The sequence below is a fragment of the Pseudomonas gessardii genome (genome assembly GCF_001983165.1).
GTDB lineage: Bacteria > Pseudomonadota > Gammaproteobacteria > Pseudomonadales > Pseudomonadaceae > Aquipseudomonas > Aquipseudomonas gessardii.
This window is the reverse complement of record NZ_MNPU01000009.1, coordinates 101382-126855: the sequence shown is the minus strand read 5'-3', so window position 1 is coordinate 126855 and position 25474 is coordinate 101382. Positions and strand designations below refer to the sequence as shown.

General features: G+C 62.2%; 23 protein-coding genes. 17 read left to right on the top strand and 6 right to left on the bottom strand.

The window, feature by feature from the left end; genetic code table 11:
* Nucleotides 1–24: 24 nt before the first annotated feature.
* From dgcB to etfB, 3 genes are read left to right on the top strand one after another with little or no spacing between them, the layout of a single operon-like run.
* Entirely contained in the window at nucleotides 25–1962 is a 1938-nt protein-coding gene (gene dgcB / locus BLL38_RS09360; RefSeq protein ID WP_076962303.1) for a dimethylglycine demethylation protein DgcB, read from the top strand.
* Nucleotides 1962–3182: an electron transfer flavoprotein subunit alpha gene (etfA, locus tag BLL38_RS09355; RefSeq protein WP_076962302.1), complete on the top strand. Its 1221-nt coding sequence runs from the start codon at nucleotides 1962–1964 to the stop codon at nucleotides 3180–3182. Before dgcB ends, etfA begins: the two co-directional genes overlap by 1 nt.
* Nucleotides 3183–3197: 15 nt before the next feature.
* On the top strand, nucleotides 3198–3968 hold the full coding sequence (gene etfB, locus BLL38_RS09350; RefSeq protein ID WP_076962301.1) for an electron transfer flavoprotein subunit beta: 771 nt from the start codon (nucleotides 3198–3200) through the stop codon (nucleotides 3966–3968).
* 869 nt (nucleotides 3969–4837) lie between these two features.
* Here etfB and gbcA read toward each other — a convergent pair.
* The gene (gene gbcA, locus BLL38_RS09345) at nucleotides 4838–6133 is read right to left on the bottom strand and encodes a glycine-betaine demethylase subunit GbcA (RefSeq protein WP_076962300.1); all 1296 of its coding nucleotides are present in this window, start codon (nucleotides 6131–6133) and stop codon (nucleotides 4838–4840) included.
* Nucleotides 6134–6414: 281 nt separating this feature from the next.
* Here gbcA and gbcB point away from each other — a divergent pair, with 281 nt between their 5' ends.
* The gene (gene gbcB, locus BLL38_RS09340) at nucleotides 6415–7515 is read left to right on the top strand and encodes a glycine-betaine demethylase subunit GbcB (RefSeq protein WP_076962299.1); all 1101 of its coding nucleotides are present in this window, start codon (nucleotides 6415–6417) and stop codon (nucleotides 7513–7515) included.
* Nucleotides 7516–7810: 295 nt separating this feature from the next.
* Here gbcB and BLL38_RS09335 read toward each other — a convergent pair whose 3' ends face one another.
* From BLL38_RS09335 to BLL38_RS09325, 3 genes are all read right to left on the bottom strand, one after another.
* Nucleotides 7811–8344, bottom strand: coding sequence for an REP-associated tyrosine transposase (locus BLL38_RS09335; RefSeq protein ID WP_076962298.1), 534 nt, complete (start codon nucleotides 8342–8344; stop codon nucleotides 7811–7813).
* Between the two features lie 73 nt (nucleotides 8345–8417).
* Nucleotides 8418–8618 carry a hypothetical protein gene (locus tag BLL38_RS09330; RefSeq protein WP_076962297.1) on the bottom strand — a complete coding sequence of 67 codons (201 nt, stop codon included), beginning with the start codon at nucleotides 8616–8618 and terminating at the stop codon, nucleotides 8418–8420.
* Nucleotides 8619–8832: 214 nt separating this feature from the next.
* A complete protein-coding gene (locus BLL38_RS09325; protein ID WP_076962296.1) occupies nucleotides 8833–9873 on the bottom strand; it encodes a threonine aldolase family protein in 1041 nt (346 codons plus the stop codon).
* 90 nt (nucleotides 9874–9963) lie between these two features.
* On the opposite strand from BLL38_RS09325, the gene BLL38_RS09320 reads away from it, so the two are divergent.
* The 8 genes from BLL38_RS09320 (at nucleotide 9964) to fdhA (ending at nucleotide 19796) form a co-directional block, all read left to right on the top strand.
* Nucleotides 9964–10692, top strand: coding sequence for a TraX family protein (locus BLL38_RS09320; RefSeq protein ID WP_076962295.1), 729 nt, complete (start codon nucleotides 9964–9966; stop codon nucleotides 10690–10692).
* A 174-nt stretch (nucleotides 10693–10866) separates the two neighbouring features.
* Nucleotides 10867–12120: a serine hydroxymethyltransferase gene (locus tag BLL38_RS09315; protein ID WP_076962294.1), complete on the top strand. Its 1254-nt coding sequence runs from the start codon at nucleotides 10867–10869 to the stop codon at nucleotides 12118–12120.
* Nucleotides 12121–12142: 22 nt separating this feature from the next.
* Nucleotides 12143–13393 (top strand): sarcosine oxidase subunit beta, encoded by a 1251-nt coding sequence (locus BLL38_RS09310; protein WP_076962293.1) that lies wholly within the window; start codon nucleotides 12143–12145, stop codon nucleotides 13391–13393.
* A 15-nt stretch (nucleotides 13394–13408) separates the two neighbouring features.
* On the top strand, nucleotides 13409–13711 hold the full coding sequence (locus tag BLL38_RS09305) for a sarcosine oxidase subunit delta (protein ID WP_076962292.1): 303 nt from the start codon (nucleotides 13409–13411) through the stop codon (nucleotides 13709–13711).
* Nucleotides 13708–16725, top strand: coding sequence for a sarcosine oxidase subunit alpha (locus BLL38_RS09300; RefSeq protein ID WP_076962291.1), 3018 nt, complete (start codon nucleotides 13708–13710; stop codon nucleotides 16723–16725). Before BLL38_RS09305 ends, BLL38_RS09300 begins: the two co-directional genes overlap by 4 nt.
* A 132-nt stretch (nucleotides 16726–16857) precedes the next feature.
* Complete coding sequence (locus tag BLL38_RS09295) at nucleotides 16858–17490, top strand: sarcosine oxidase subunit gamma (protein WP_076962290.1); 633 nt, start codon at nucleotides 16858–16860, stop codon at nucleotides 17488–17490.
* 69 nt (nucleotides 17491–17559) lie between these two features.
* Nucleotides 17560–18417: a formyltetrahydrofolate deformylase gene (purU, locus tag BLL38_RS09290; protein ID WP_029296961.1), complete on the top strand. Its 858-nt coding sequence runs from the start codon at nucleotides 17560–17562 to the stop codon at nucleotides 18415–18417.
* 179 nt (nucleotides 18418–18596) lie between these two features.
* A complete protein-coding gene (gene fdhA / locus BLL38_RS09285; RefSeq protein ID WP_076962289.1) occupies nucleotides 18597–19796 on the top strand; it encodes a formaldehyde dehydrogenase, glutathione-independent in 1200 nt (399 codons plus the stop codon).
* A 291-nt stretch (nucleotides 19797–20087) separates the two neighbouring features.
* Here fdhA and BLL38_RS09280 read toward each other — a convergent pair whose 3' ends face one another.
* The gene (locus BLL38_RS09280; protein WP_076962288.1) at nucleotides 20088–20546 is read right to left on the bottom strand and encodes an anti-sigma factor domain-containing protein; all 459 of its coding nucleotides are present in this window, start codon (nucleotides 20544–20546) and stop codon (nucleotides 20088–20090) included.
* A gap of 182 nt (nucleotides 20547–20728) precedes the next feature.
* Here BLL38_RS09280 and BLL38_RS09275 point away from each other — a divergent pair, with 182 nt between their 5' ends.
* Entirely contained in the window at nucleotides 20729–21298 is a 570-nt protein-coding gene (locus BLL38_RS09275) for a DUF2780 domain-containing protein (RefSeq protein ID WP_076962329.1), read from the top strand.
* A gap of 140 nt (nucleotides 21299–21438) precedes the next feature.
* The gene (locus BLL38_RS09270) at nucleotides 21439–21687 is read left to right on the top strand and encodes a hypothetical protein (protein ID WP_076962287.1); all 249 of its coding nucleotides are present in this window, start codon (nucleotides 21439–21441) and stop codon (nucleotides 21685–21687) included.
* Between the two features lie 39 nt (nucleotides 21688–21726).
* On the opposite strand, the gene BLL38_RS09265 is transcribed toward BLL38_RS09270, so the two are convergent.
* Nucleotides 21727–22605, bottom strand: a complete 879-nt coding sequence (locus BLL38_RS09265; RefSeq protein WP_076962286.1) for a 1-acylglycerol-3-phosphate O-acyltransferase, YihG family — start codon at nucleotides 22603–22605, stop codon at nucleotides 21727–21729.
* A 175-nt stretch (nucleotides 22606–22780) separates the two neighbouring features.
* On the opposite strand from BLL38_RS09265, the gene rloA2 reads away from it, so the two are divergent.
* The 3 genes from rloA2 to creC are packed head-to-tail and all read left to right on the top strand — an operon-like array spanning nucleotide 22781 to nucleotide 25456.
* Nucleotides 22781–23281: a retropepsin-like aspartic peptidase RloA2 gene (gene rloA2 / locus BLL38_RS09260; RefSeq protein ID WP_076962285.1), complete on the top strand. Its 501-nt coding sequence runs from the start codon at nucleotides 22781–22783 to the stop codon at nucleotides 23279–23281.
* A 58-nt stretch (nucleotides 23282–23339) separates the two neighbouring features.
* A complete protein-coding gene (creB, locus tag BLL38_RS09255; protein WP_076962284.1) occupies nucleotides 23340–24017 on the top strand; it encodes a two-component system response regulator CreB in 678 nt (225 codons plus the stop codon).
* Nucleotides 24017–25456, top strand: a complete 1440-nt coding sequence (creC, locus tag BLL38_RS09250) for a two-component system sensor histidine kinase CreC (RefSeq protein ID WP_076962283.1) — start codon at nucleotides 24017–24019, stop codon at nucleotides 25454–25456. Before creB ends, creC begins: the two co-directional genes overlap by 1 nt.
* Nucleotides 25457–25474: the final 18 nt, after the last annotated feature.

Sequence of the window (25474 nt, the reverse complement as noted above, 5' to 3'; positions counted from 1 at the left end):
TGCGTGGTCTGTGGGAGCTTCACCATGTTGAACACCTTGCTTGCTGTTCTTTTGTTCGCAGCGATAGGCCTGGCCGTCCTCGGCGCTGTGCGCCGGATGAACATGTGGCGCCGTGGCCGTGCCGCCAAGGTCGACCTGCTGGGCGGCCTGCTGGCCATGCCCAAGCGCTATAGGGTCGACCTGCACCACGTGGTCGCCCGCGACAAATACATCGCCAACACCCACGTCGCCACGGCCCTGGGATTTTTGTTGTCGGCGTTGCTGGCGCTCCTGGTCCACGGCTTTGGCCTGCATAACCGTCTCCTCGGCTACGCCTTGCTGCTGGCCTCGGTGCTGATGTTTGTGGGTGCCATCTTCGTCTATCTGCGCCGGCGCAACCCGCCGTCGCGGCTGTCCAAAGGCCCCTGGATGCGCCTGCCGAAAAGCCTGATGGCGTTCTCGGTAAGCTTCTTTGTGCTGACGTTGCCGGTGGCCGGGATCCTGCCCGCCGACTTCGGTGGCTGGCTGCTGGCCGCGCTGCTGGGTGTGGGGGTGCTGTGGGGCGTGTCGGAGATGTTCTTCGGCATGACCTGGGGCGGGCCAATGAAACATGCGTTTGCCGGTGCCCTGCACCTGGCCTGGCACCGCCGCGCCGAGCGCTTTGGCGGTGGCCGTTCCACCGGTCTGAAGCCACTGGACCTGAGCGACAAACGCGCGCCCCTGGGCGTGGAAAAACCCACGGATTTCACCTGGAACCAACTGCTGGGCTTCGACGCCTGCGTGCAGTGCGGCAAGTGCGAAGCCGCGTGCCCGGCGTTTGCTGCCGGCCAGCCACTGAACCCGAAAAAGCTGATCCAGGACATGGTGGTCGGCCTGGCCGGTGGCACCGATGCCAAGTTCGCCGGCAGCCCTTACCCGGGCAAGGCCATCGGCGAGCACAGCGGCAACCCGCACCAACCGATCGTCAATGGCCTGGTGGACGCCGAGACCTTGTGGTCGTGCACCACCTGCCGCGCCTGTGTCGAAGAATGCCCGATGATGATCGAGCACGTAGACGCCATCGTCGATATGCGCCGCCACCTGACCCTGGAAAAAGGCGCGACCCCGAACAAGGGCGCCGAAGTCCTGGAGAACCTGATCGCCACCGACAACCCCGGCGGGTTTGCCCCGGGTGGGCGGATGAACTGGGCGGCGGACTTGAACCTGCCGCTGCTCGGCGATAAAGGCAGCACCGACGTGCTGTTCTGGGTCGGCGACGGCGCCTTCGACATGCGTAACCAGCGCACCCTGCGCGCCTTCGTCAAAGTGCTGAAGGCGGCCAAGGTCGACTTCGCCGTACTGGGCCTGGAGGAGCGTGACAGCGGCGACGTGGCCCGGCGTCTGGGCGATGAGGCAACGTTCCAGCTGCTGGCCGCGCGCAATATCCAGACCCTGGCCAAGTACCGCTTCCAGCGCATCGTCACCTGCGATCCCCACAGTTTCCATGTGCTGAAAAACGAATACGGCGCCTTCGACGGCCACTACCAGGTGCAGCACCACAGCACCTACATGGCCGAGCTGATCGACGCAGGCCTGCTGAACCTGGGCCAGCACAAGGGCAACAGCGTGACCTATCACGACCCGTGCTACCTGGGCCGCTATAACGGCGAGTACGAGGCACCGCGCCAAGTGCTGCGGGCGCTGGGGATCGAGGTCAAGGAGATGCAACGTTCGGGTTTCCGTTCCCGTTGCTGCGGTGGCGGGGGCGGCGCGCCGATCACCGATATTCCCGGCAAGCAGCGCATCCCCGATATGCGCATGGACGACATCCGCGAGACCGGCGCCGAGCTGGTGGCCGTGGGTTGTCCACAGTGCACGGCGATGCTCGAAGGGGTGGTCGAGCCCCGCCCACTGATCAAGGACATTGCCGAGTTGGTGGCGGACGCCTTGCTCGAAGAGGCGGCACCGGCCAAGAACACACGTGTACCTGCGGAGGTTCACTGATGAGCGACATTATCCGCCGCGACCCACGGGCCGAATGGATCGCCCGCAACCGCTTGCACCCGCTGCATGCGGCGATGCAACCAGAGCAGCACAGTTGGATGGGGCCTAACGGCATCCTGCGTAAAAATGTGCATGGCATCGGTTTTATCGGCCCCAACGGCATCAAGCGTATCGACCGCAGCGGCGCCCAGCAGGGCGGCGCGAGCAAACGTACAGCAGCGGTGCAAGTGCAGTTGCCGCTGCACCAGGTGCCCGCCCCGGCGTTCTACATCAACGTGGTGCCGGACATGGTCGGCGGCCGCCTGAGCAGCCACGACCGCGACTTGCTGGGCCTGGCCCGGCAACTCGCTGGCAGCGACGGCGCGGTGCTGGCGGTGGTATTTGGCGAGCATAAGGAGAGTGCCTTCGACACGGCCGGCGTGGACCGTCTGCTGGTGCTGGAGGGCAACGAATTCGACGGTTATTCACCGGAGCAGCGGGTGCAAGGCCTGCGGGCTGTGGATAACCAGTTCCGCCCGCGCCATTGGCTGCTGCCCGACAGCCGCAGCGGCGGTGGCGAACTGGGACGACGCTTTGCCGCCAGCCTCAAGGAACGCCCGGCGACCCGGGTGTGGCAGATCAAGGGCCATGAGTGCATCGGCCGTGCCGGTGCGGGCCAGCAAGACCTGGCGCGAGCGCTGCCACGGCTGATCCTCGCGGCGGTGGAATGTGCCGATCCGGTCAGTGAGACGCGCCATGCCGTGTTGCCGGTGGAGTTATCCACAACCCTGGCGCGCAGTTTGCCGCGTATCGAGGATTTGGGCGCGGTGGCGGTGGATCCCGGTGCGATCCCCATGGCCGAGGCCGAGTTTATTTTCTCCGGCGGCAATGGGGTCAAGGACTGGGACCTGTTCCACCAGACCGCCGCCGCCCTGGGTGCTACCGAAGGTGCGTCGCGGGTGGCGGTGGATGATGGCTTTATGGCCCGTGATCGCCAGGTCGGCGCCAGTGGTATCTGGGTCACCGCGCGGGTGTACGTGGCAGTGGGGATTTCCGGGGCGATCCAGCACCTGCAAGGCATCGGCGCCTGCGACAAGGTGGTGGCGATCAACCTCGATCCGGGTTGCGACATGATCAAGCGCGCTGACTTGTCGGTGATCGGCGACAGCGGTGACATTCTCCGGGCCTTGATCGCGGCGGTCCAGGCCCACCGCAACGGCGCCAAGCGCGATGCGGCTTAAACAAAGGATATGGCCATGACCACCCATGTAATCAGCCTGGTCTCCATAGGCGCCCACCCGACCTCCGGCCGGCCGCGCCGCGCCGAACAGGATGCCCGCGCCGTCGAGCTGGGGTTGCAACTGGCTGGGGATAACCTGCAAGTGCTACATGCCGGCGATATCGCCGAGCCGACCCTGCGCGCCTACCTGGGCATGGGGCTGGCGCAGTTACACGTGTTGGAACAACCGGCCGGCGCCGATGCCCTGCCAGTGCTCGGCGACTACCTGCGGGACGCTGGCGCCCAGGTGGTGCTCACCGGCAGCCAGGCCGAAACCGGCGAGGGCTCGGGCATGTTGCCGTTCCTGCTGGCCGAGCAGTTGGGCTGGCCGCTGATTGTCGGCCTGGCCCAGGTGGAGTCCATCGACAGCGGCGTAGCCCAGGTACTGCAAGCCCTGCCGCGCGGTCAGCGGCGGCGCCTGAAGGTACGCCTGCCGTTTCTGGCCACGGTGGATAACGCCGGGCCCAAGCCACGGCAAAGCGCCTACGGCCCGGCCCAGCGTGGCGTGTTGCAGGAGCACGAGGTGCAGGTGGTGGACGATGAGTTATTCACAGGCGCCGTGCTGCAACCGGCCAAGCCTCGGCCCAAGCGGCTCAAGGTGATCAAGGCCAAGAGCGGCGCCGACCGCATGAAAGCTGCCACGGCCAAGGCCAGCGGCGGCGGGGGGCAGGTGCTCAAGGGGGTGAGCTCTGAGGCGGGGGCCGAGGCGATTCTCAAGCTGTTGGTCGAAGAGGGCGTGGTGCGCTGACCCTGTGGGAGCTGGCTTGCCTGCGATGCAGGCACCGCGGTTTTTCAGTTACACCCAGGTGATGCCATCGCAGGCAAGCCAGCTCCCACAGGGTTTACGGTGTTACCCACAATCCCTGTTAACCCACCTGTGGATAACCTGTTCGCGGCTGTCCACACCCCATGTAAATCGTGCCCTGTAGCCCTCTGTACGAAAAACAACCAACCTAAGCGACGGTTTTTACTGGGCTTTTTCTGTGGATAAGGAAAAAGCCCGGGCCAGAGTTGCCCCCAAAGTCTGTTGGTGCTTCTGTGGATAAGATGTTCGCTACCCGCTACAGGCCATGTGGATAGAGGCTTGTAGTGAATTGGTTGAAATATGATCAATATCGCCATTTCAATCGCTTTACGCGCGTAAAGCCTCGATTTTGCTCGGTTGCAGACGGTTTTCCACAGAACGGCCAAAGTTGCCCCCAAAGTCTGTTGGCGCTTCTGTGGATAAGGTGTTTGCGATCCTCTGGAGGCCATATAGAACGTGGTTTTCAAGCTAATGATTAAAAATTGATCAATGTTGGATAAAACCCGGTGCTTTGAATAAGTCACGGATTTTCTTGGTTTTATTTCGAGGGTAAAGGGGAGTTGCGCACAATTACTGTGGGTGGCTTTGTGGATAAGTTGTTGGGGGATGGCTGGAGGGCAGGACAGTAGTGGGCTGGAGCAGTGATGATCAATTTATGAACAGATAAAGAACCGATGTGGGAGCGGGCTTGCCCGCGATTACGGTGGGTCAGCCAACAAATCTGTGACTGATACACCGCAATCGCGGGCAAGCCCGCTCCCACACAAGCCCACTCCCACACAAGCCCCACAGTTTGATCTCTGGTGTGTCCGTTATTCGTGTGCGGCGACACCTTTAAGGTACGGCGCCGGTGCCGCCCCCAGGTTGTTGAGCATGCGCTCGCTGTACCAGTCCACAAAATTCACCACGCCAAATTCATAGGTCTTGGAGTAGGGCCCGGGCTGGTAAGCGGTGGAGTTGATCCCGCGCTGGTTCTCTTCGGCCAGGCGCCGGTCCTGGTCGTTGGTGGCGTCCCACACCTGGCGCATGCGCTCGACGTCGTAGTCCACACCTTCCACGGCGTCCTTGTGCACCAGCCACTTGGTGGTGACCATGGTTTCCTGGGCGCTGATCGGCCACACGGTGAAGACGATGATGTGATCGCCCATGCAGTGGTTCCACGAGTGCGGTAGGTGCAGGATGCGCATCGAACCCAAGTCGGGGTTCTGGATGCGGCCCATCAGTTTCTTGCAGCCCTGCTTGCCATCCAGGGTCATGGACACGGTGCCCTTGAGCAGCGGCATGCGCACGATGCGGTTGCGCAGGCCGAAGCTGGCGTGGGCGTAGGGGATCTTCTCGGCGTCCCAGGCGGCGGCGGACGCGGCCACATGGTCCTTGAAGGCCTGGTCGGCCCGGGGGTCGGTGACGTCGTCCCATTCCAGCAGGGTTTTCAGCAATTCGGGGTGCGAGGCGTTGCAGTGGTAGCACTCGCGGTTGTTTTCCAGCACCAGTTTCCAGTTGGCTTTTTCAAACAAGGTGGTCTGGATCGCCACCTTGGTGTTTTCCATGTCATAGGGTTCCATGTAGTGGTTGAGCGTCGACAAAAAGTCATCAATGGCCGGCGGGTTCTCGGCCAGGCTGATGAAGATGTAGCCGCCGGCGGTCTTTACGTTCACCGGTTTTAGGCCGTACTGCTTCATGTCGAAGTCGGCGCCCATCTCGGTGCCGGCGAACAACAGGCGCCCGTCCAGTTCGTAGGTCCACTGGTGGTAATGGCACACCAGCTTGGCGACCTTGCCCTTGTCACTGGTGCACAAGCGCGAGCCGCGGTGGCGGCAGACGTTGTGGAAGGCATGCACCACGCCTTCGGCGCCACGGATCACGATGATCGGGTTCTTGCCGATCTGCAGGGTCAGGTAGTTGCCCTTGCTGGGGATTTCGCAGGTCATGCCGGCGATCAACCATTCCTTCTGGAAGATCTCCTGCATATCGATATCGAACAGCCGCTGGTCCGAGTAAAACGGCTGGGGCAGCGAGAAAGTGCGCTCACGCTCTTGCAGCATTTGCGCGGTGGCCTTGCGTGCGGGTTCCAGCGGATCGCCCAAGCTCAAGGTTGCGGTGACGTCCATCGTGTGTGTCCTCAAGGCCATTCTGTGTGGCCGCGATAAGTGGCTGATCAGGTTTGCAGCAAGGCGTAAAGAAAGCGTCGTTGTTGGCTGCGAGTGTGGGCCCGGCGATGCCCGCAACCTTATCCATTAACGACATGGCCCACTCTGTTCCCGACGCGCAACCCCAGTGGCATGGGGGCTGGTCGCGATAAGTATGCGAATGTCGCAGATAGGTAAATGGCAGGTGGCGGCCTTACGCAGAATCGCCAGCATCAAGCCGAACTACGGCCGTGGAGAACAGCATGTCCAACAGCTTCCTGAATCCTGTCACCACCCAGACCTGGGCCAATGGTCGGCACATTGTCCGTTGCGTCAAAGTCATCCAGGAAACCTGGGATGTGCGCACCTTCTGCTTTATGGCCGACCAGCCGATCCTGTTCTTTTTCAAGCCGGGGCAGTTCGTCACCCTGGAACTGGAGATCGACGGCCAACCGATCATGCGTTCATACACTATTTCCAGCTCGCCGTCGGTGCCCTACAGCTTTTCGGTGACCATCAAGCGCGTGCCGGGCGGTAAGGTTTCCAACTGGCTGCACGACACCCTGCATGAAGGCCAGGAGCTGGCGGTGCACGGGCCGGTCGGGCTGTTCAATGCCATCGACTTCCCAAGCCCGAAGGTGCTGTACCTCAGCGGCGGTGTCGGCATCACCCCGGTGATGTCCATGGCGCGCTGGTTCTACGACACCAACGCCAACGTTGACATGACGTTTATCCACAGCGCCCGTTCGCCCAAAGACATCATCTACCACCGCGAGCTGGAGCATATGGCGTCGCGGATCGATAACTTCAGCTTGCATCTGATCTGCGAGAAGCACGGCCTGGGCGAACCCTGGGCCGGTTATCGTGGGTACCTGAACCACAAGATGCTGGAATTGATGGTGCCGGACTTCCTTGAGCGTGAAGTGTTCTGTTGCGGCCCCACGCCGTACATGAATGCGGTCAAGCGCCTGCTGGAAGCCAATGGCTTCGACATGAGCCGTTACCACGAGGAGTCTTTCGGCGCCACGCCACCGGAAGCTCGGGCCGATGCGGTAGAACAGGCTGAGCAAGCTGCGGATGCGCCGGAAATCGACCTGGCGGATTTGCACCAGGTGGAATTTATCTCGTCGGGCAAAAGCATTCGTGTGGCGCCCGGGGAAACCGTGCATGCGGCGGCGGCCAAGCTCGGCCTGCTGATTCCCAAGGCCTGCGGGATGGGCATTTGCGGCACATGCAAGGTGATGAAGCTGGGTGGGGAAGTGGAGATGGAGCACAACGGCGGGATTACCGAGGAAGACGAAGCCGAAGGCTACATCCTGTCGTGCTGCAGTGTGCCGAAGGGTGATGTGCGGATCGAGTTCTAACCCCCCTGATGATCGTTCCCACGCTCCGCGTGGGAATGCCTCCTGGGACGCTCCGCGTCCCTTATGCGTGATGTGACGCGGAGCGTCACGGGCTGCGTTCCCACGCGGAGCGTGGGAACGATCTTCAAAGGCGATGTACGGATCGAGTTCTGCCCCCCCCCCTGACAATCGTTCCCACGCTCTGCGTGGGAATGCCTCCTGGGACGCTCCGCGTCCCTTATGCGTGATGTGACGCGGAGCGTCACGGGCTGCATGCCCACGCAGAGCGTGGGAACGATCTTCATCTTCACGAGCTTCAGGACCAGCGCTGGATATCGATCAACCCCTCCATGCCCACATAGTTACGAGCACTGGAGTACCTCCAGTGTTCAGCAAGGTCCACATAACCCCGCTTCACCGGGTTGTGGTGGATGTAATCAAGCTTCTGGCGCATCACCGCCTCGCTGTACACCAACTCGGCATGTGAGCCTTCCTGCCAGAGTTGATAAACCCGATCTACCTTGTGTGCACGTTTGCAAAAGCGCAGGCGGTGTAATACCCGTTCAGCGCCTTTGCGGTGCAGGTCATCGATGATGGTTCGAGCGGTGAAGGATTTGAATTGGCTGACGCATTTGTTCAGGTCAGGCGCCTGAGCGATGAAGTGCAGGTGGTTTTCCAGGACGACGTAGCCATACAGGCTAAGGGCATGGTGGTTTTGTTGATATCGCCAACAATCCAGGAGATGGCTGACGAGGTAGTCACGGGTGAACAGTGGTAGCCATTCCATGACGGTACACGTCAGGAAGTGTGGTTTTTCGGGTTCGGTGATGACGTAGCGGCTTCTACCCATAGGCTCATCCTTGAGGGACGCGGAGCGTCCTGAGAGGCGTTCCCACGCGGAGCGTGGGAACGATCATTAGGGGTTAGCGAGCGTAGATATGAATTGCGAACTGTTCGCCTGAAGCTGTCGGTTCAAAGACTTTTTCGGTGATTCTCAAAGCCCTGCCAGGTTCCTGGATGATGTCACCGACTTTTGCCAGTTTCCTGAACTCATCCCAGCCGACGAGGGTGGTCGAGAGTGGGGTGTCACTTTGCAGGATGTTACCGAAGCTTTGATTTTCCATGATGTAGCCCTCTGCTGGATTTCCGTTTCCGGCCGATTATTCGGCAGGCAGTATGGCCCGGAAGGTGGCCTCTGCAGCGGCCATTTCCTTCCGGGTTCCAAGAGGCTAGACCATACAGTCCGGGTTTGAGGCTGTCAGAAATATCAAAAAACAGTCTCGGCAATCCGCCAGTATCCGTGGCCGGATCAGGGGCAGGTCGGCCACCCGGATGAGATCAGGCGCCCATCACCTCACGAATATCCGCCGCCAGCTCACGCACCCGCTCTTCCTCGGTGTCCCACGCGCACATGAAGCGCGCGCCGCCCTTGCCGATGAAGGTGTAGAAGCGCCAGCCCTTGGCCGTCAAGGCGGCGATGGCCGGTTCCGAGAGTTGCAGGAACACGCCGTTGGCCTGCACCGGGAACATCAATTCCACACCCGGAATATCCGCCACCAGGCTGCTGAGCAACTGGGCGCAGTGGTTGGCGTGGCGCGCATGTTTGAGCCAGGCGTCGTGTTCCAGCAGGCCCACCCACGGTGCTGACAAAAAGCGCATTTTCGACGCTAACTGGCCGGCCTGTTTGCAGCGGTAGTCGAAGTCTTCCGCCAGCTTGTGGTTGAAGAACAGGATCGCTTCACCCACCGCCATGCCGTTTTTGGTGCCGCCAAAACACAGCACGTCCACGCCGGCTTTCCAGGTCAGGTCCGCTGGCGAGCAGCCGAGGAAGGCGCAGGCATTGGAGAAGCGTGCGCCGTCCATATGCAGGTTCAGCCCCAGTTCCTTGCAGGTGGCGCTGATGGCGCGGATTTCAGCCGGGGTGTACACGCTGCCCACTTCGGTAGCCTGGGTCAGGGTCACGACGCGCGGCTTGGGGTAGTGGATATCCTGGCGCTTGAGGGCGATCTCGCGGATCGACTCGGGGGTCAGCTTGCCGTTTTCGGTGCGGGCGGTGAGCAGCTTGGAGCCGTTGGAGAAAAACTCCGGCGCGCCGCATTCGTCGGTCTCGACGTGGGCGGTTTCCGAGCAAATCACGCTATGGTAGCTCTGGCACAGGGAGGACAGGGCCAGGGAGTTGGCCGCTGTGCCGTTGAAGGCGAAGAATACTTCACAGTCGGTTTCAAACAGTTTGCGGAAACCGTCGGCGGCGCGGTGGGTCCATTCATCGTCGCCATAGGCGCGCTGATGGCCCTGGTTGGCGAGTTCCATGGCGGCCCAGGCTTCCGGGCAGATACCGGAATAGTTGTCACTGGCAAATTGTTGGCTCTTGTCGGTCATGGCCCGTTCCTGTGGTCGATGTTGGTGCGCACTGTAACCAAGAATATCCGGCGGGCGCACGCACTGTTAATGCAAAGTCACTGGGGAATTATGCACGGTACTGAAACGATTCCTGTAAGGCGCGTGCGCGACGGCGCCCTCGACCTGCTCAAATGGCTGGCGCTCTTGAGCATGGTGCTGGACCACCTGCGCTATGTCGGTTTGAGCCTCGATGGCCTGTACGTGCCGGGGCGCCTGGCGTTCCCGTGGTTTTGCCTGGCGATTGCAGCCAATTTGCAGCGGGTCCGGGGTGCGCCTGTCACCGGGCAGTGGCGTTACCTGGGGTGGTTGTTGCTGTTTAGCGTGATCAGCGAGGTGCCGTATCGGCTGTTTATCGAGGATGCCGATACATTGAATGTGCTGCCGACCCTGGCGTTGGGTTTACTGGTTGCCCGGGGATGGCAGCAGAAGACGCTGTTTGATCGTGGATTGGCGCTGATTGCCTTGTTATTGGCGGCGCTATTTTCGTCGAATCTGATGTTCGGTTTTTTTGGTGTATTGCTGCCGTTGGCGATGCTGTTGGTGTTCAGTCGCCCCTGGTATTTCAGCGTGTTGCCGGGGTTGGTGTGTGTGGCGGCCAATCAATGGCAGGTATTGCTCGATAGCGGCAACCTCGTGGCGCTGCTCGGGTTGGCTACATGCCTGATTGCGCCATTGGCTGGGCTGGTCTTATTGCGACATGCCCAAGGCGCCTCGCCCCCGGCCATGCGCCGCTGGGCCTACGCCCTTTACCCCCTGCATTTCCTGCTGCTGCTACTCGTGCGCCAGATCATCGCCTAATCCTTGTGGGAGCAGGCAAGCCAGCTCCCACATTTGTTCAGTGGCGCTCATGCAATGTCGTAAACGCACCTTTGCGTGGCGTGCGCAGGCATTTGGTCGATTTGCGCCAGCCCTACCATCGCATCAAAGGGCCCTGCACGGGCCTCAACAATACGAAAGGCTGGGAGAGACGCGATGTTCAGCAAACAAGACCAGATCCAGGGATATGACGATGCACTGCTGGCGGCCATGAATGCCGAGGAGCAGCGCCAGGAAGATCATATCGAGCTGATCGCGTCGGAGAACTACACCAGCAAGCGCGTGATGCAGGCCCAGGGCAGCGGCCTGACCAACAAATACGCCGAAGGCTACCCGGGCAAGCGCTACTACGGTGGCTGCGAGCATGTGGATAAAGTCGAGGCCCTGGCCATCGAGCGCGCCAAGCAGCTGTTCGGCGCCGATTACGCCAATGTGCAGCCGCACTCCGGCTCGTCCGCCAACAGTGCGGTGTACCTGGCGCTGCTGAACGCCGGTGACACCATCCTCGGCATGAGCCTGGCCCACGGCGGCCACCTGACCCACGGCGCCAAGGTGTCGTCCTCGGGCAAGCTGTACAACGCGGTACAGTACGGCATCAACACCGACACCGGGCTGATCGACTACGACGAAGTCGAGCGCCTGGCCGTGGAGCATCAGCCGAAGATGGTCGTTGCCGGCTTCTCCGCCTACTCCAAGACCCTGGATTTCCCACGCTTTCGCCAGATCGCCGACAAGGTCGGCGCGCTGCTGTTCGTCGATATGGCCCACGTCGCCGGCCTGGTGGCGGCGGGCCTGTATCCGAACCCGCTGCCCTACGCCGATGTGGTCACCACCACCACCCACAAGACCCTGCGCGGCCCCCGTGGCGGGCTGATTTTGGCCAAGGCCAACGAAGCGATTGAAAAGAAACTCAACGCCGCCGTATTCCCCGGCGCCCAGGGCGGCCCGCTGATGCATGTGATCGCCGGCAAGGCGGTGTGCTTCAAGGAAGCCCAGGAGCCTGGCTTCAAGGCCTACCAGCAACAGGTGATCGATAACGCCCAGGCCATGGCCGAGGTGTTTATCAAGCGCGGCTACGATGTGGTGTCCGGCGGCACCGATAACCACCTGTTCCTGGTCAGCCTGATCCGCCAGGGCCTGACCGGCAAGGACGCGGACGCCGCCCTCGGTCGCGCCCATATCACCGTCAACAAGAACGCCGTGCCCAATGACCCGCAGTCGCCGTTCGTGACCTCGGGCCTGCGTATCGGCACCCCGGCGGTGACCACCCGTGGTTTCAAGGTGGCGCAATGCGTGGAGTTGGCTGGCTGGATCTGCGACATCCTCGACAACCTCGGCGACGCCGATGTCGAGGCCAACGTGGCCAAGCACGTGTCTGCCCTGTGCGCGGATTTCCCGGTTTATCGCTGAGCGCGGTTTTGGAGTAATGCCTATGCAACGCTACTCGGGCTTCGGCCTCTTCAAACACTCCCTCAGCCATCACGAAAACTGGCAGAAGATGTGGCGCACGCCGACCCCGAAAAAGGTCTACGACGTGGTCATCGTCGGCGGTGGCGGGCATGGTCTGGCCACTGCTTACTACCTGGCCAAGGAACACGGCATCACCAACGTGGCGGTGGTCGAGAAAGGCTGGCTGGGCGGCGGTAACACCGCGCGCAACACCACCATCGTGCGTTCCAACTACCTGTGGGATGAGTCGGCGCACCTCTATGAGCATGCGATGAAGCTCTGGGAAGGGTTGTCCCAGGACCTGAACTACAACGTGATGTTCTCCCAGCGTGGCGTGTACAACCTGTGCCACACCCTGCAGGACATCCGCGATTCCGAGCGCCGTGTCAGCGCCAACCGCCTCAATGGCGTGGATGGCGAGCTGCTCAATGCCAAGCAGGTCGCGGACGAGATCCCGTACCTCGACTGCTCGAAAAACACCCGCTACCCGGTACTGGGTGCCACCGTGCAACGGCGCGGCGGCGTGGCCCGTCATGATGCCGTGGCCTGGGGCTTTGCCCGTGCCGCCGACGCTCTGGGCGTGGACCTGATCCAGCAGACCGAAGTCATCGGCTTTCGCAAGGACAACGGCGTGTGCATCGGCGTGGAAACCAACAAGGGCTTTATCGGCGCCAAGCGCGTCGGGGTGGTCACCGCCGGTAACTCCGGGCACATGGCCTCGCTGGCCGGGTTCCGCCTGCCGATCGAGTCCCACCCGCTGCAAGCGTTGGTGTCGGAGCCGATCAAGCCGATTATCGACAGCGTGATCATGTCCAACGCCGTGCACGGTTACATCAGCCAGTCCGACAAGGGCGACCTGGTGATCGGCGCCGGTATCGACGGCTATAACGGCTACGGCCAGCGCGGCTCGTACCCGGTGATCGAACACACCATCCAGGCCATCGTCGAGATGTTCCCGGTGCTCTCGCGGGTGCGCATGAACCGCCAGTGGGGCGGTATCGTCGACACCACGCCGGACGCGTGCCCGATCATCTCCAAGACCCCTGTGCCGAACATGTTCTTCAACTGCGGCTGGGGCACCGGTGGCTTCAAGGCCACCCCCGGTTCCGGCAACGTATTTGCCGCGAGCCTGGCCAAGGGTGAGATGCACCCGCTGGCGGCGCCTTTCTCCATCGACCGTTTCCACAACGGTGCGTTGATCGACGAACACGGCGCTGCGGCCGTCGCCCACTAACAGGAGAAATTCCCTATGTTGCATATCTTCTGTCCTCACTGTGGCGAACTGCGCTCCGAAGAGGAATTCCACGCTTCCGGCCAAGCGCATATCCCGCGCCCGCTGGACCCCAATGCCTGCACCGACGAGGAGTGGGGCGACTATATGTTTTTCCGCGATAACCCCCGTGGCCTGCACCACGAACTGTGGATCCATGCCGCCGGTTGCCGCCAGTACTTCAACGCCACCCGCGACACCCTGAGCTACGAAATTCTTGAAACCTACAAGATCGGCGAGAAGCCGCAATTTACCGCCAAGGCCTCTGGAGAGAAGGTATGAGCCAGATCAATCGCCTGTCCAACGGTGGCCGCATCGACCGTAATAAAGCCCTGACGTTTACCTTCAACGGCCAGAGCTACAAAGGCTTTGAAGGCGACACCCTGGCCGCTGCCCTGCTGGCCAATGGCGTGGATATCATCGGCCGCAGCTTCAAGTATTCGCGCCCGCGCGGCATCTTCGCCGCCGGCGCCGAAGAGCCGAACGCGGTGCTGCAGATCGGTGCCACCGAAGCCACGCAGATCCCCAACGTGCGCGCCACGCAACAGGCGCTGTACCAGGGCCTGGTCGCCACCAGCACCAACGGCTGGCCAAGCGTGAACAACGACATGATGGGCATCCTCGGCAAGGTCGGCGGCAAGCTGATGCCGCCGGGTTTCTACTACAAAACCTTCATGTACCCGCAATCGTTCTGGATGACCTACGAAAAGTACATCCGCAAGGCCGCCGGGCTGGGCCGCTCGCCGACCGAGAACGACCCGGACACCTATGACTACATGAACCGCCATTGCGATGTGCTGATCGTCGGCGCCGGGCCTGCGGGCCTGGCGGCGGCGCTGGCCGCTGCGCGCACTGGGGCGCGGGTGATCATCGCCGATGAGCAGGAAGAATTCGGCGGGTCGCTGCTCGACTCGCGCGAAAGCCTCGACGGCAAGCCGGCGGCCGAGTGGGTCGCCAGCGTGGTCGCTGAGCTCAAGGCCCTGCCGGACGTGGTGTTGCTGCCTCGCGCCACTGTCAATGGCTATCACGACCATAACTTCCTGACCCTCCACGAGCGCCTCACCGACCACCTCGGCGACCGTGCGCCGATTGGCGTGGTGCGCCAGCGTATCCACCGGGTGCGTGCCAAGCGTGTGGTGCTGGCGACCGGCGCCTGCGAGCGTCCGCTGGTGTACGGCAATAACGATGTGCCGGGCAATATGCTCGCGGGTGCGGTCTCGACCTATGTGCGCCGTTATGGCGTGGCGCCGGGTAAAAAACTGCTGCTGTCGACCAACAACGATCACGCCTACCGTGTGGCGCTGGACTGGTTTGACGCCGGCCTTAGCGTGGTCGCGGTGGCCGATGCACGCCACAACCCACGCGGTGCGCTGGTGGAAGAGGCCCGCGCCAAAGGCATTCGCATCCTTACCGGCAGCGCCGTGATCGAAGCCCGTGGCAGCAAGCACGTCACTGGCGCCCGCGTGGCGGCCATCGACGTCAAAGCCCACACAGTCACCAGCCCTGGCGAGTGGCTGGACTGCGACCTGGTGGCCAGCTCCGGTGGCTACAGCCCGGTGGTGCACTTGGCTTCGCACCTGGGCGGCAAGCCGACCTGGCGTGAAGATATCCTCGGGTTTGTACCGGGCGAGGCACCGCAGAAACGCGTGTGTGTGGGCGGTATCAACGGTGTCTACGGCCTGGGTGATTCCCTGGCCGATGGTTTTGAAGGTGGCGTGCGCGCCGCCAGCGAAGCCGGGTTTGCCCCGGTGGAAGGCACGCTGCCCAAGGCCCTGACGCGCCTGGAAGAGCCGACCCTGGCGCTGTTCCAGGTGCCCCACGAGAAAGCCACTGCCCGGGCGCCCAAGCAATTTGTCGACTTGCAGAACGACGTCACCGCCGCCGCCATCGAACTGGCGACCCGCGAGGGCTTCGAGTCGGTGGAACACGTCAAGCGCTACACCGCGCTGGGCTTCGGCACCGACCAGGGCAAGCTGGGTAACGTCAACGGCCTGGCGATTGCCGCGCGCTCGCTGAACGTGAGCATCCCGCAGATGGGCACCACCATGTTCCGCCCCAACTACACACCAGTGACTTTTGGCGCCGTGGCAGGCCGGCACTGTGGGCATATCTTCGAGCCGGTGCGCTACACCGCGCTGCACGCCTGGCACGTGAAAAACGGCGCCGAGTTCGAGGATGTCGGCCAGTGGAAACGCCCGTGGTACTTCCCGCGCAACGGTGAAGACCTGCACGCGGCAGTCAAGCGCGAATGCCTGGCCGTGCGCGACAGCGTCGGCCTGCTGGACGCCTCGACCCTGGGCAAGATCGATATCCAGGGCCCGGATGCCCGCGAGTTCCTCAACCGCATCTACAGCAACGCCTGGACCAAGCTCGACGTGGGCAAGGCGCGCTACGGCCTGATGTGCAAGGAAGACGGCATGGTCTTCGACGACGGCGTGACCGCCTGCCTGGCCGACAACCACTTCCTGATGACCACCACCACTGGCGGCGCGGCGCGGGTGTTGCAGTGGCTGGAAATCTACCAGCAGACCGAATGGCCGGACCTCAAGGTGTACTTCACCTCGGTCACCGACCACTGGGCGACTATGACCTTGTCCGGGCCCAACAGCCGCAAACTGTTGAGCGAAGTCACCGACATCGATCTGGACAAGGACGGCTTCCCGTTCATGACCTGGAAAGAAGGCTTGGTGGGCGGCGTGCCGGCGCGGGTGTTCCGTATCTCGTTTACCGGTGAGCTGTCGTATGAAGTCAACGTGCAGGCCGACTACGCCATGGGCGTGCTGGAGCAGATCGTCGAGGCCGGCAAACAGTACAACCTGACCCCGTATGGCACCGAGACCATGCACGTGCTGCGGGCCGAGAAGGGCTTCATCATCGTCGGGCAAGACACCGATGGTTCGATGACCCCGGATGACCTGAACATGGGCTGGTGTGTAGGCCGTACCAAACCGTTTTCGTGGATCGGCTGGCGTGGGATGAATCGCGAGGATTGCGTGCGTGAAGAGCGCAAGCAACTGGTGGGCTTGAAGCCGATTGATCCGAAGGTGTGGCTGCCAGAGGGCGCGCAACTGGTGCTTGATCCGAAGCAGAGCATTCCGATGAAGATGGTCGGTCATGTCACTTCCAGCTATGCCCACAACTCCCTCGGCTATTCGTTTGCGATGGCGGTGGTCAAGGGCGGCTTGAAGCGTATGGGCGAGCGGGTGTTCTCGCCCCAGGCCGATGGCAGCGTGATCGAGGCCGAGATTGTGTCTTCGGTGTTCTTTGACCCGAAAGGCGAACGGCAGAACATCTGACACCTGATCATTCCCACGCTCCGCGTGGGTATGCATCCCGGGGCGCTCTGCGCCCCAAGAGCGGACGCAGAGCGTCCATGGCGGCATTCCCACGCAGAGCGTGGGAACGATCAAATTCAACACAGGTGCTTTATGACCGCAGCCAATGTTTACCAACAACGCCCCACCACCGGCGCCAAGGCCGAGTCGTCGCTGCACCATGCCGACCTTGCCAGCCTGGTTGGCAAGGGGCGCAAGAACGCCGGTGTGACCGTGCGTGAAAAGAAACTGCTGGGCCACCTGACCATTCGTGGCGATGGCCATGACGCAGCTTTCGCCGCCGGCGTGCACAAGGCCCTGGGTATCGAATTGCCCGGCGCGTTGCAAGTCATCGTCAAAGGCGAAACCAGCCTGCAATGGCTTGGCCCGGATGAGTGGCTGCTGGTGGTGCCCAGCGGTGAAGAATTTGCCGCCGAGCAAAACCTGCGCGCAGCCCTGGGCGATCTGCACATCCAGGTCGTCAACGTCAGTGGCGGCCAGCAGATCCTCGAACTCAGCGGCCCGAACGTGCGTGACGTGCTGATGAAGTCCACCAGCTACGACGTGCACCCCGACAACTTCCCGGTGGGCAAGGCGGTGGGCACGGTGTTCGCCAAGTCGCAGCTGGTGATCCGTCATACCGCGCAAGACACCTGGGAACTGGTGATTCGCCGCAGCTTCTCGGACTACTGGTGGTTGTGGTTGCAGGATGCCTCGGCCGAGTATGGCCTGAATGTCCAAGCCTGATGACGGACGCAGAGCGTCCATGGCGGCATTCCCACGCAGAGCGTGGGAACGATCAAGGAGTTACCTAGAATGAGCCGCGCACCCGATACATGGATTTTGACCGCCGACTGTCCCAGCGTGCTCGGCACGGTGGACGCGGTCACCCGCTATCTGTTCGAGCAGGGCTGCTACGTCACCGAGCACCACTCGTTCGATGACCGCCTCTCGGGGCGCTTTTTTATCCGTGTGGAATTCCGCCAACCCGACGGCTTCGACGAGCAAGGCTTTCGCGATGGCCTGGCCACCCGTGGCGAGGCCTTTGGCATGATTTTCGAGCTGACGGCGCCGAACTACCGGCCAAAAGTGGTGATCATGGTGTCCAAGGCCGATCACTGCCTCAACGACCTGCTGTACCGCCAGCGCATCGGCCAACTGTCGATGGACGTGGTCGCAGTGGTGTCCAACCACCCCGATCTCAAGCCCTTGGCCGACTGGCACCAGATTCCCTACTACCATTTCCCCCTCGACCCCAACGACAAACCGTCCCAGGAGCGCCAGGTGTGGCAAGTGATTGAAGAGGCGGGTGCCGAGCTGGTGATCCTTGCGCGCTATATGCAAGTGCTGTCGCCGGAGCTGTGCCGCAAGCTCGACGGCAAGGCGATCAATATCCATCACTCGTTGCTGCCGGGGTTCAAGGGCGCCAAGCCGTATCACCAGGCGTACAACAAGGGGGTGAAGTTGGTCGGCGCCACCGCGCACTACATCAACAACGACCTGGACGAAGGCCCGATCATCGCCCAGGGCGTGGAGGTGGTGGACCACAGTCATTACCCAGAGGATTTGATTGCCAAGGGGCGGGATATCGAAGGCCTGACCTTGGCGCGTGCGGTGGGGTATCACATTGAGCGGCGGGTGTTTTTGAACGCCAATAGAACGGTGGTGCTCTGACTGACGCCATCGCAGGCAAGCCAGCTCCCACAGGGTGATGTGTGAATGTGGGAGCGGGCTTGCCCGCGATGAGGCCCTTACTAACAACGCAAAAACAGCATCTGTAACCCGAGCACTTAAACGCGCTGCCCACCCAAAGGGGCACCGCAGTTCCATAAAAACAACAGCGAGGTGAAAGCATGTCTGGTAATCGTGGTGTCGTGTATCTCGGCAACGGTCAGGTCGAAGTACAGAAAATCGACTATCCCAAAATGCAGGACCCCCGTGGCAGGAAGATTGAGCACGGCGTCATCCTGCGCGTGGTCTCCACCAATATCTGCGGCTCCGACCAACATATGGTACGCGGCCGCACCACTGCCCAGACCGGCCTGGTGCTCGGTCACGAAATCACCGGCGAGGTGATCGAGAAGGGCAGCGACGTCGAGAACCTCAAGCTCGGCGACCTGGTGTCGGTGCCCTTCAACGTTGCCTGTGGCCGCTGCCGCTCGTGCAAGGAGCAACACACCGGCGTGTGCCTGACCGTCAACCCGGCCCGTGCCGGTGGCGCCTACGGCTATGTGGACATGGGCGATTGGACCGGCGGCCAGGCCGAGTATGTGCTGGTGCCGTATGCCGACTTCAACCTGCTCAAACTGCCGGATCGCGACAAGGCCATGGAGAAAATCCGCGACCTGACCTGCCTTTCCGACATCCTGCCCACCGGTTATCACGGTGCCGTTACCGCCGGCGTTGGCCCCGGCAGCACTGTGTACATTGCGGGCGCCGGTCCCGTGGGCCTGGCGGCGGCCGCTTCGGCGCGTTTGCTGGGCGCGGCGGTGGTGATCATCGGCGACGTCAACCCGATCCGCCTGGCCCACGCCAAGGCCCAGGGCTTTGAAATCGCCGACCTGTCCCAGGACACGCCGCTGCACGAGCAGATCGCCGCGCTGCTGGGCGAGCCGGAAGTGGACTGCGCCGTCGATGCCGTGGGCTTTGAAGCCCGTGGGCATGGGCATGAAGGGGCCAAGGCCGAAGCCCCGGCCACGGTGCTCAACTCATTGATGGGCGTGGTGCGCGTGGCGGGCAAGATCGGTATCCCCGGCCTGTATGTCACCGAAGATCCAGGGGCAGTGGACGCGGCGGCGAAAATGGGCAGCCTGAGCATCCGTTTTGGCCTGGGTTGGGCCAAATCCCACAGCTTCCACACCGGCCAGACCCCGGTGATGAAGTACAACCGCCAGTTGATGCAGGCGATCATGTGGGACCGCATCAATATCGCCGAGATCGTGGGGGTGCAGGTGATCAGCCTGGATGATGCACCGCGTGGGTACGGCGAGTTCGATGCCGGTGTGCCGAAGAAGTTTGTGATTGACCCGCACAAGCTGTTCAGCGCGGCGTAATCCAGGCAACACCTACCTAATGTGGGAGCTGGCTTGTGTGGGAGCCGGGCTTGCCCGCGATGCAGGCACCTCGGTTATTCAGTTAGACCGGGGTGATGCTATCGCAGGCAAGCCAGCTCCCACACAAGCCAGCTCCCACATTGGTTTTAGGGTGTTTGAGGTTTAGCGGATCGCCAGCGCGCCCTGATACACCGTCGGGCCGGTAGGCTGCTTGCTCACCGAGCCACCCTTGGTTTCCGAGCTGACCATCAACTCTACCGGCTCCCACATTGGTTTTAGGGTGTTTGAGGTTTAGCGGATCGCCAGCGCGCCCTGATACACCGTCGGGCCGGTAGGCTGCTTGCTCACCGAGCCACCCTTGGTTTCCGAGCTGACCATCAACTCTACCGGCTGGCTGATGGTTTCCTGCTGGCGTGGGTTGAGGCCGATGATGCCTTTGCCGTCTTCCGGCAACAGGCCCAAAGACACCGGTGTGCCGCCGGCCGGCAGGGCCCACAGTTCGAGGCTGCGGTCCGGTTGCGGGGCGGTGGTGGCGATCGGTTGGACTTCCAGGTAATCCTTGTGCGCCATGATTTGCGCAGCCGGTTGTTGGGTGGTGCTGACCAGGGTCGCGGCGGACTTGACGCTGTCCTGGGTGTAGAGCGCGCCGCCGATACCGGCAACCACCACCACGCAGACGCCGATGAACAGGCGCGGGCGGGTCCAGAATGAGGGCTTGTGCTCGATCACTGGAGGTTGGGACGCAGTCATAAGGCTCTTCCTGACAAGTTTTGTAGTGTGTTGATTGACCCTGTGGCGGGCGATGGGTTCCTAGTGGCAGTTTGATGGTGTGGGCTTTCGGGGCTTTCCTGAACAAATCTGTGACGTGGAACAAGCGGCTGGATGCTCAGTCAAACGGCTGCTTTAGCTCCTACACCTACGAGGTTATCTCGATGAAGATTTCACGCGGTTTTGCCCTGTCCTGCCTCCTGAGCGTGGCGGCCAGCCCGGTATTTGCAGCAGGTTTCAGCCTGGGCGATGTGGCCAACGCCGTTTCCGGCGCCCAGGGCACCAACAAGGCCGCCGCCGCGGCGCCGAGCTCACAAACCGCCGGCTTGCTGGGGGCACTGACCAAGCAGTTGAATGTCACTCCCGAGCAGGCCATCGGCGGTACCGGTGCGATGCTGGGCCTGGCCAAGAACCAACTCAGCAGCACTGATTATTCGCAGTTGGGCAAAAGCGTACCGGGCCTGGACAAGCTGTCGGGCAACAACGCATTAGGCAGCCTCGGCGCCCTGAGCGGCCTGCTCGGCCAGAACGGTGGCAGCAAGACCAGTGGCCTGGACAGCGTGCTGGGCAACGTCAAGGACACCAACGACCTGAACACCGCCTTCAGCGCCCTGGGCATGGACAGCGGCATGATCGGCCAGTTTGCCCCGGTGATCCTGCAGTACTTGGGCGGGCAGGGGGCCAACACTTCTGTACTGGGCAAGCTTGCTGGCATCTGGGGGGCTGGGAGCTGAGAGATACGTGGGTGTGAGGGGGGCAGGGAACTGATTGGTTGGTCCGAGCCACTGATCAATACCCGCCTGGAACCCAGCGCTCTCCAGCTCCCGTGAGGGCACGCCAGGATGGGTGTTATTCCCTTTATGGAGATCTTTCAATGAGCGATTCAACAATATCATCGCGCAATTTAAACCCAGCATTTTGGCAACGCGAGGGTGCCGACAGCAAAATGACCAAGGAGGAGGCTGAGAAGGCCACCGGTATGAAGTTCATGACTTATTCCGAAATGGCAGGCGGCAAAAAACCTGAAGCCGAGACGGGTAGCGCCTCCGGCGGTGTGCAGGCCTCTGCTGGCGTCGGCGATGTCAGTTTCAGCGCAGGCAACAGTGCTTCGATCTCGTTTTAAGTACGTGAGCTCGCCAGGCCTGGCCCTGGCGGCGGCGAGTCAGCGGATGAGCTCATCAATGCGCGCATCCTTCTCCATCCAGAGCTGGTTGACCCAGCTCTGGATGCTCTGGCGAAACGCCGGGTCCTTCTCGTAATCCCCCTGCCACAATGCAGGATCCAGCTCGCGGGTGCGGATATCGACAATCACCCGGGGCACCGCGCCACTGATCAAATCCCAGAACCCTGGAGTCTTCTCCTGTGGATACACCACGGTCACGTCGAGGATCGCATCCAGTTGTTCGCCCATCGCTGCCAGTACAAACGCCACGCCACCGGCCTTGGGCTTGAGCAGGTGGGTGAAGGGTGATTGCTGCTGGGCCCGCTTGGCCTCGGTAAAGCGTGTGCCTTCCAGGTAGTTGACCACCGTCACCGGCTGGCGCTTGAACAACTCGCAGGCCTGTTTGGTGATCTTCAGGTCCTGGCCCGCCAGTTCCGGGTGCCTGGCCAGGAATGCCTTGCTGTAGCGCTTCATGAACGGGTAATCCAGGGCCCACCAGGCCAGGCCCAGGAACGGCACCCAGATCAGTTCCTTTTTCAGGAAGAACTTGAAGAACGGCGTGCGCCGGTTGAGGGTCTGGATCAGCGCCGGGATATCCACCCAGGATTGATGGTTGCTGATCACCAGGTACGAGGTATCGACCCGCAACCCGGTGTCGCCGCGAATATCCCATTGGGTGGGGATGCACAGGGCAAAGATCAGCTTGTCGAGCTCGGCCCAGGTCTCGGCAATCCACATCACGGCCCAGGAGGCGTAATCGCGTGAGCGTCCGGGCGCCACCAGCTTGAGCAGGGCGAAGACCATCAGGGGGCCGATCAGGATCAGCGTGTTGAGTAACAGCAGCAGTGTGACAAAACAGCCGGTGAGCAGGCGGCGCATAAGGAACTCTTGCAAGCGGGTGGACGGGCCATGATAAGCAGCTTGAGTCTAGAGGCCAAATCGCAATTCACCTGACGAATGTTTCACGTTGTGTTGCGTAGGCTGGGGCATGATCCAACTTCGGGCTGTATTTGCAGTCTAGTATTGGCCTACTTACTTCAAGGAATCCCCCTAAGTGAAATATCTCCTTGCCCTGTCAGCCCTTATTGCCCTGCCGGTGATGGCCGCCGAGCCGACCCTGTACGGGCGCTACGAATATATTCAGTTGCCGGAAATCGGCGAGACCTTCAAGGCCAAGATGGACACCGGCGCGCTGACCGCTTCGCTGTCGGCGCGTGATATCGAAACCTTTACCCGTGATGGCGAGGACTGGGTGCGCTTTCGCCTCAGCGGCAAGGATATGAGTAACAAGGTCTACGAACACAAAGTGGCGCGCATCAGCAAGATCAAGAACCGCGCCGACGAAGACGAAGACAAGGAAGACACCAGCGTGGCCAAGCGCCCGGTGGTAGAGCTGGAAATGTGCCTGGGCAAGGTCAAGCGCACGGTGGAGGTCAACCTGACCGACCGCAGCAGCTTCAACTACCCGCTGCTGATCGGCGCCAAGGCCCTACGCGAGTTCGGCGCCGCAGTGAACCCGGCCCGCCGCTATACCGCCGACAAGCCTGGCTGCTGATTGACGCCGCACCAGGCATGGGGCACCGTTCACCTTTAGCTCCCTGTGCTCGGACGCCATGCCCCATATCCTGATTGTCGAAGACGAAGCGGCCATAGCCGATACCCTGATTTTTGCCCTGCAGGGCGAGGGTTTCACCACCACCTGGCTGACCCTCGGCCAGTCTGCCCTGGAGCATCAACGGCAAACCCCGGCGGACTTGCTGATCCTCGATATCGGCCTGCCGGACATCAGCGGCTTTGAAACCTGCAAGCAACTGCGCCGCTTCAGCGAAGTACCGGTGATGTTCCTCAGTGCCCGCGACGGCGAGATCGACCGGGTGGTGGGCCTGGAAATCGGCGCCGACGACTATGTGGTCAAGCCCTTCAGCCCACGGGAAGTGGCGGCGCGGGTCAAGGCGATCCTCAAGCGCGTGGCACCGGTGGCAGCGCCGGCCAGCGGCGGGCTGTTCCAGGTGGATCACGAGCGGGTGCAGATCCAGTATCGTGGCCAGCCACTGGGCCTGACCCGCCATGAATTCCGCCTGCTCAACTGCCTGCTGGAGCAGCCCGAACGGGTGTTCAGCCGCGAGCAACTGCTGGATGCCGTCGGCGTGGCCGCCGATGCCGGCTACGAGCGCAATATCGACAGCCATATCAAAAGCCTGCGCAGCAAGTTGCGTGGCGTGGCCGCCGAGGCCGAGCCGATCCAGACCCATCGCGGCCTGGGCTACAGCTACAGCCCGAGCCACGCCTGATGCGCCTGGGGCTGCGGATTTTCCTGGTGTATGCGCTGTTTATCGGCCTCACCGGCTACTTTGTGCTCAACACGGTGATGAAGGAAATCCGCCCCGGCGTGCGTCAGTCCACCGAGGAAACCCTGGTGGACACCGCCAACCTGCTGGCGGAAATCCTGCGCGATGACGTGAAGAACGGCACCCTCGGCCAAAGCCACTGGCCCACCGTGCTTAAGGCCTACGGCGAGCGCCAGCCGGGTGCAACCATCTGGGGCCTGGCGAAAAATCAGGTCAACCACCGCATCTATGTAACGGACGCCAAGGGCGTTGTATTGCTGGACTCCAGCGGTACGGCAGTGGGCCAGGACTACTCGAAATGGAACGATGTGTACCTGACCCTGCGCGGTGAGTACGGCGCCCGTTCGACCCGCAGCGAGGCCGATGACCCGGCGTCGTCGGTGATGCACGTGGGCGCGCCGATCCGCGATAACGGGCAGATCATTGGTGTGGTCACCGTGGCCAAGCCCAACAGCTCGCTGCAGCCCTATGTCGACCGTACCGAGCGCCGCCTGTTGTGGTATGGCGCCGGTCTGGTGGCGCTGGGCCTGTTGCTGGGGGCACTGTTGTCCTGGTGGTTGAGCGCCGCGCTACGGCGCCTGACCACCTATGCCCAGGCCGTCAGCGAAGGGCGCCGCGCCGAGTTGCCACACTATCGCGGCGGTGAACTGGCGCAGTTGTCCACCGCGGTGGAGCACATGCGCACACAACTGGAAGGCAAGGCCTACGTCGAGCGTTACGTGCACACCCTGACCCATGAATTGAAAAGCCCGTTGGCGGCGATTCGCGGCGCGGCGGAGCTGTTGCAGGGGGAAATGACCCCGGCCCAGCAGCAGCGGTTTGTCGGTAATATCGCCAGCGAAAGCGCGCGTTTGCAGCAGTTGATCGAGCGCCTGCTGAACCTGGCCCAGGTCGAGCAGCGCCAGGGGTTGGAGCAGCAAATCCCGGTGCCTTTGGCCGCCTTGGTCGATGAGGTGCTCAAGGCGCAATGCGCGCGGATCGAGCAGGCCGGGTTGCAGGTCGAGCGCCTGATCGAGGCCGACGTCAAGTTGTATGGCGAGCCGTTTTTGCTGCGCCAGGCCCTGGGCAATCTGCTGGAGAACGCCCTGGACTTCACCCCACCCGGCGGCACGCTGCGTTTTAGCGCCCAGGTGCGGCATCACGCGGTGGATGTGCGCCTGTTCAACCAGGCCGAGCCGATCCCCGAATACGCCCTGCCACGCCTGAGCGAGCGCTTCTACTCCCTGCCGCGCCCGACCAGCGGGCGCAAGAGCACCGGCCTGGGCCTGAACTTTGTCGAGGAAGTGATGAAGCTGCACGGCGGCTCATTGCAGATCGGCAACGTGCCGGGGGGCGTGGAGGCGGTGCTGCATCTCCACACAGTCTCCACATTGCCCTCATAAATCCCCCACAGGGCCCGG

Coding starts and splice junctions, on each gene's coding strand:
- dgcB (WP_076962303.1), top strand. CDS start 25: ATGTTGAACACCTTGCTTGCTGTTCTTTTGTTCGCAGCGATAGGCCTG.
- etfA (WP_076962302.1), top strand. CDS start 1,962: ATGAGCGACATTATCCGCCGCGACCCACGGGCCGAATGGATCGCCCGC.
- etfB (WP_076962301.1), top strand. CDS start 3,198: ATGACCACCCATGTAATCAGCCTGGTCTCCATAGGCGCCCACCCGACC.
- gbcA (WP_076962300.1), bottom strand. CDS start 6,133: ATGGACGTCACCGCAACCTTGAGCTTGGGCGATCCGCTGGAACCCGCA.
- gbcB (WP_076962299.1), top strand. CDS start 6,415: ATGTCCAACAGCTTCCTGAATCCTGTCACCACCCAGACCTGGGCCAAT.
- BLL38_RS09335 (WP_076962298.1), bottom strand. CDS start 8,344: ATGGGTAGAAGCCGCTACGTCATCACCGAACCCGAAAAACCACACTTC.
- BLL38_RS09330 (WP_076962297.1), bottom strand. CDS start 8,618: ATGGAAAATCAAAGCTTCGGTAACATCCTGCAAAGTGACACCCCACTC.
- BLL38_RS09325 (WP_076962296.1), bottom strand. CDS start 9,873: ATGACCGACAAGAGCCAACAATTTGCCAGTGACAACTATTCCGGTATC.
- BLL38_RS09320 (WP_076962295.1), top strand. CDS start 9,964: ATGCACGGTACTGAAACGATTCCTGTAAGGCGCGTGCGCGACGGCGCC.
- BLL38_RS09315 (WP_076962294.1), top strand. CDS start 10,867: ATGTTCAGCAAACAAGACCAGATCCAGGGATATGACGATGCACTGCTG.
- BLL38_RS09310 (WP_076962293.1), top strand. CDS start 12,143: ATGCAACGCTACTCGGGCTTCGGCCTCTTCAAACACTCCCTCAGCCAT.
- BLL38_RS09305 (WP_076962292.1), top strand. CDS start 13,409: ATGTTGCATATCTTCTGTCCTCACTGTGGCGAACTGCGCTCCGAAGAG.
- BLL38_RS09300 (WP_076962291.1), top strand. CDS start 13,708: ATGAGCCAGATCAATCGCCTGTCCAACGGTGGCCGCATCGACCGTAAT.
- BLL38_RS09295 (WP_076962290.1), top strand. CDS start 16,858: ATGACCGCAGCCAATGTTTACCAACAACGCCCCACCACCGGCGCCAAG.
- purU (WP_029296961.1), top strand. CDS start 17,560: ATGAGCCGCGCACCCGATACATGGATTTTGACCGCCGACTGTCCCAGC.
- fdhA (WP_076962289.1), top strand. CDS start 18,597: ATGTCTGGTAATCGTGGTGTCGTGTATCTCGGCAACGGTCAGGTCGAA.
- BLL38_RS09280 (WP_076962288.1), bottom strand. CDS start 20,546: ATGACTGCGTCCCAACCTCCAGTGATCGAGCACAAGCCCTCATTCTGG.
- BLL38_RS09275 (WP_076962329.1), top strand. CDS start 20,729: ATGAAGATTTCACGCGGTTTTGCCCTGTCCTGCCTCCTGAGCGTGGCG.
- BLL38_RS09270 (WP_076962287.1), top strand. CDS start 21,439: ATGAGCGATTCAACAATATCATCGCGCAATTTAAACCCAGCATTTTGG.
- BLL38_RS09265 (WP_076962286.1), bottom strand. CDS start 22,605: ATGCGCCGCCTGCTCACCGGCTGTTTTGTCACACTGCTGCTGTTACTC.
- creB (WP_076962284.1), top strand. CDS start 23,340: ATGCCCCATATCCTGATTGTCGAAGACGAAGCGGCCATAGCCGATACC.
- creC (WP_076962283.1), top strand. CDS start 24,017: ATGCGCCTGGGGCTGCGGATTTTCCTGGTGTATGCGCTGTTTATCGGC.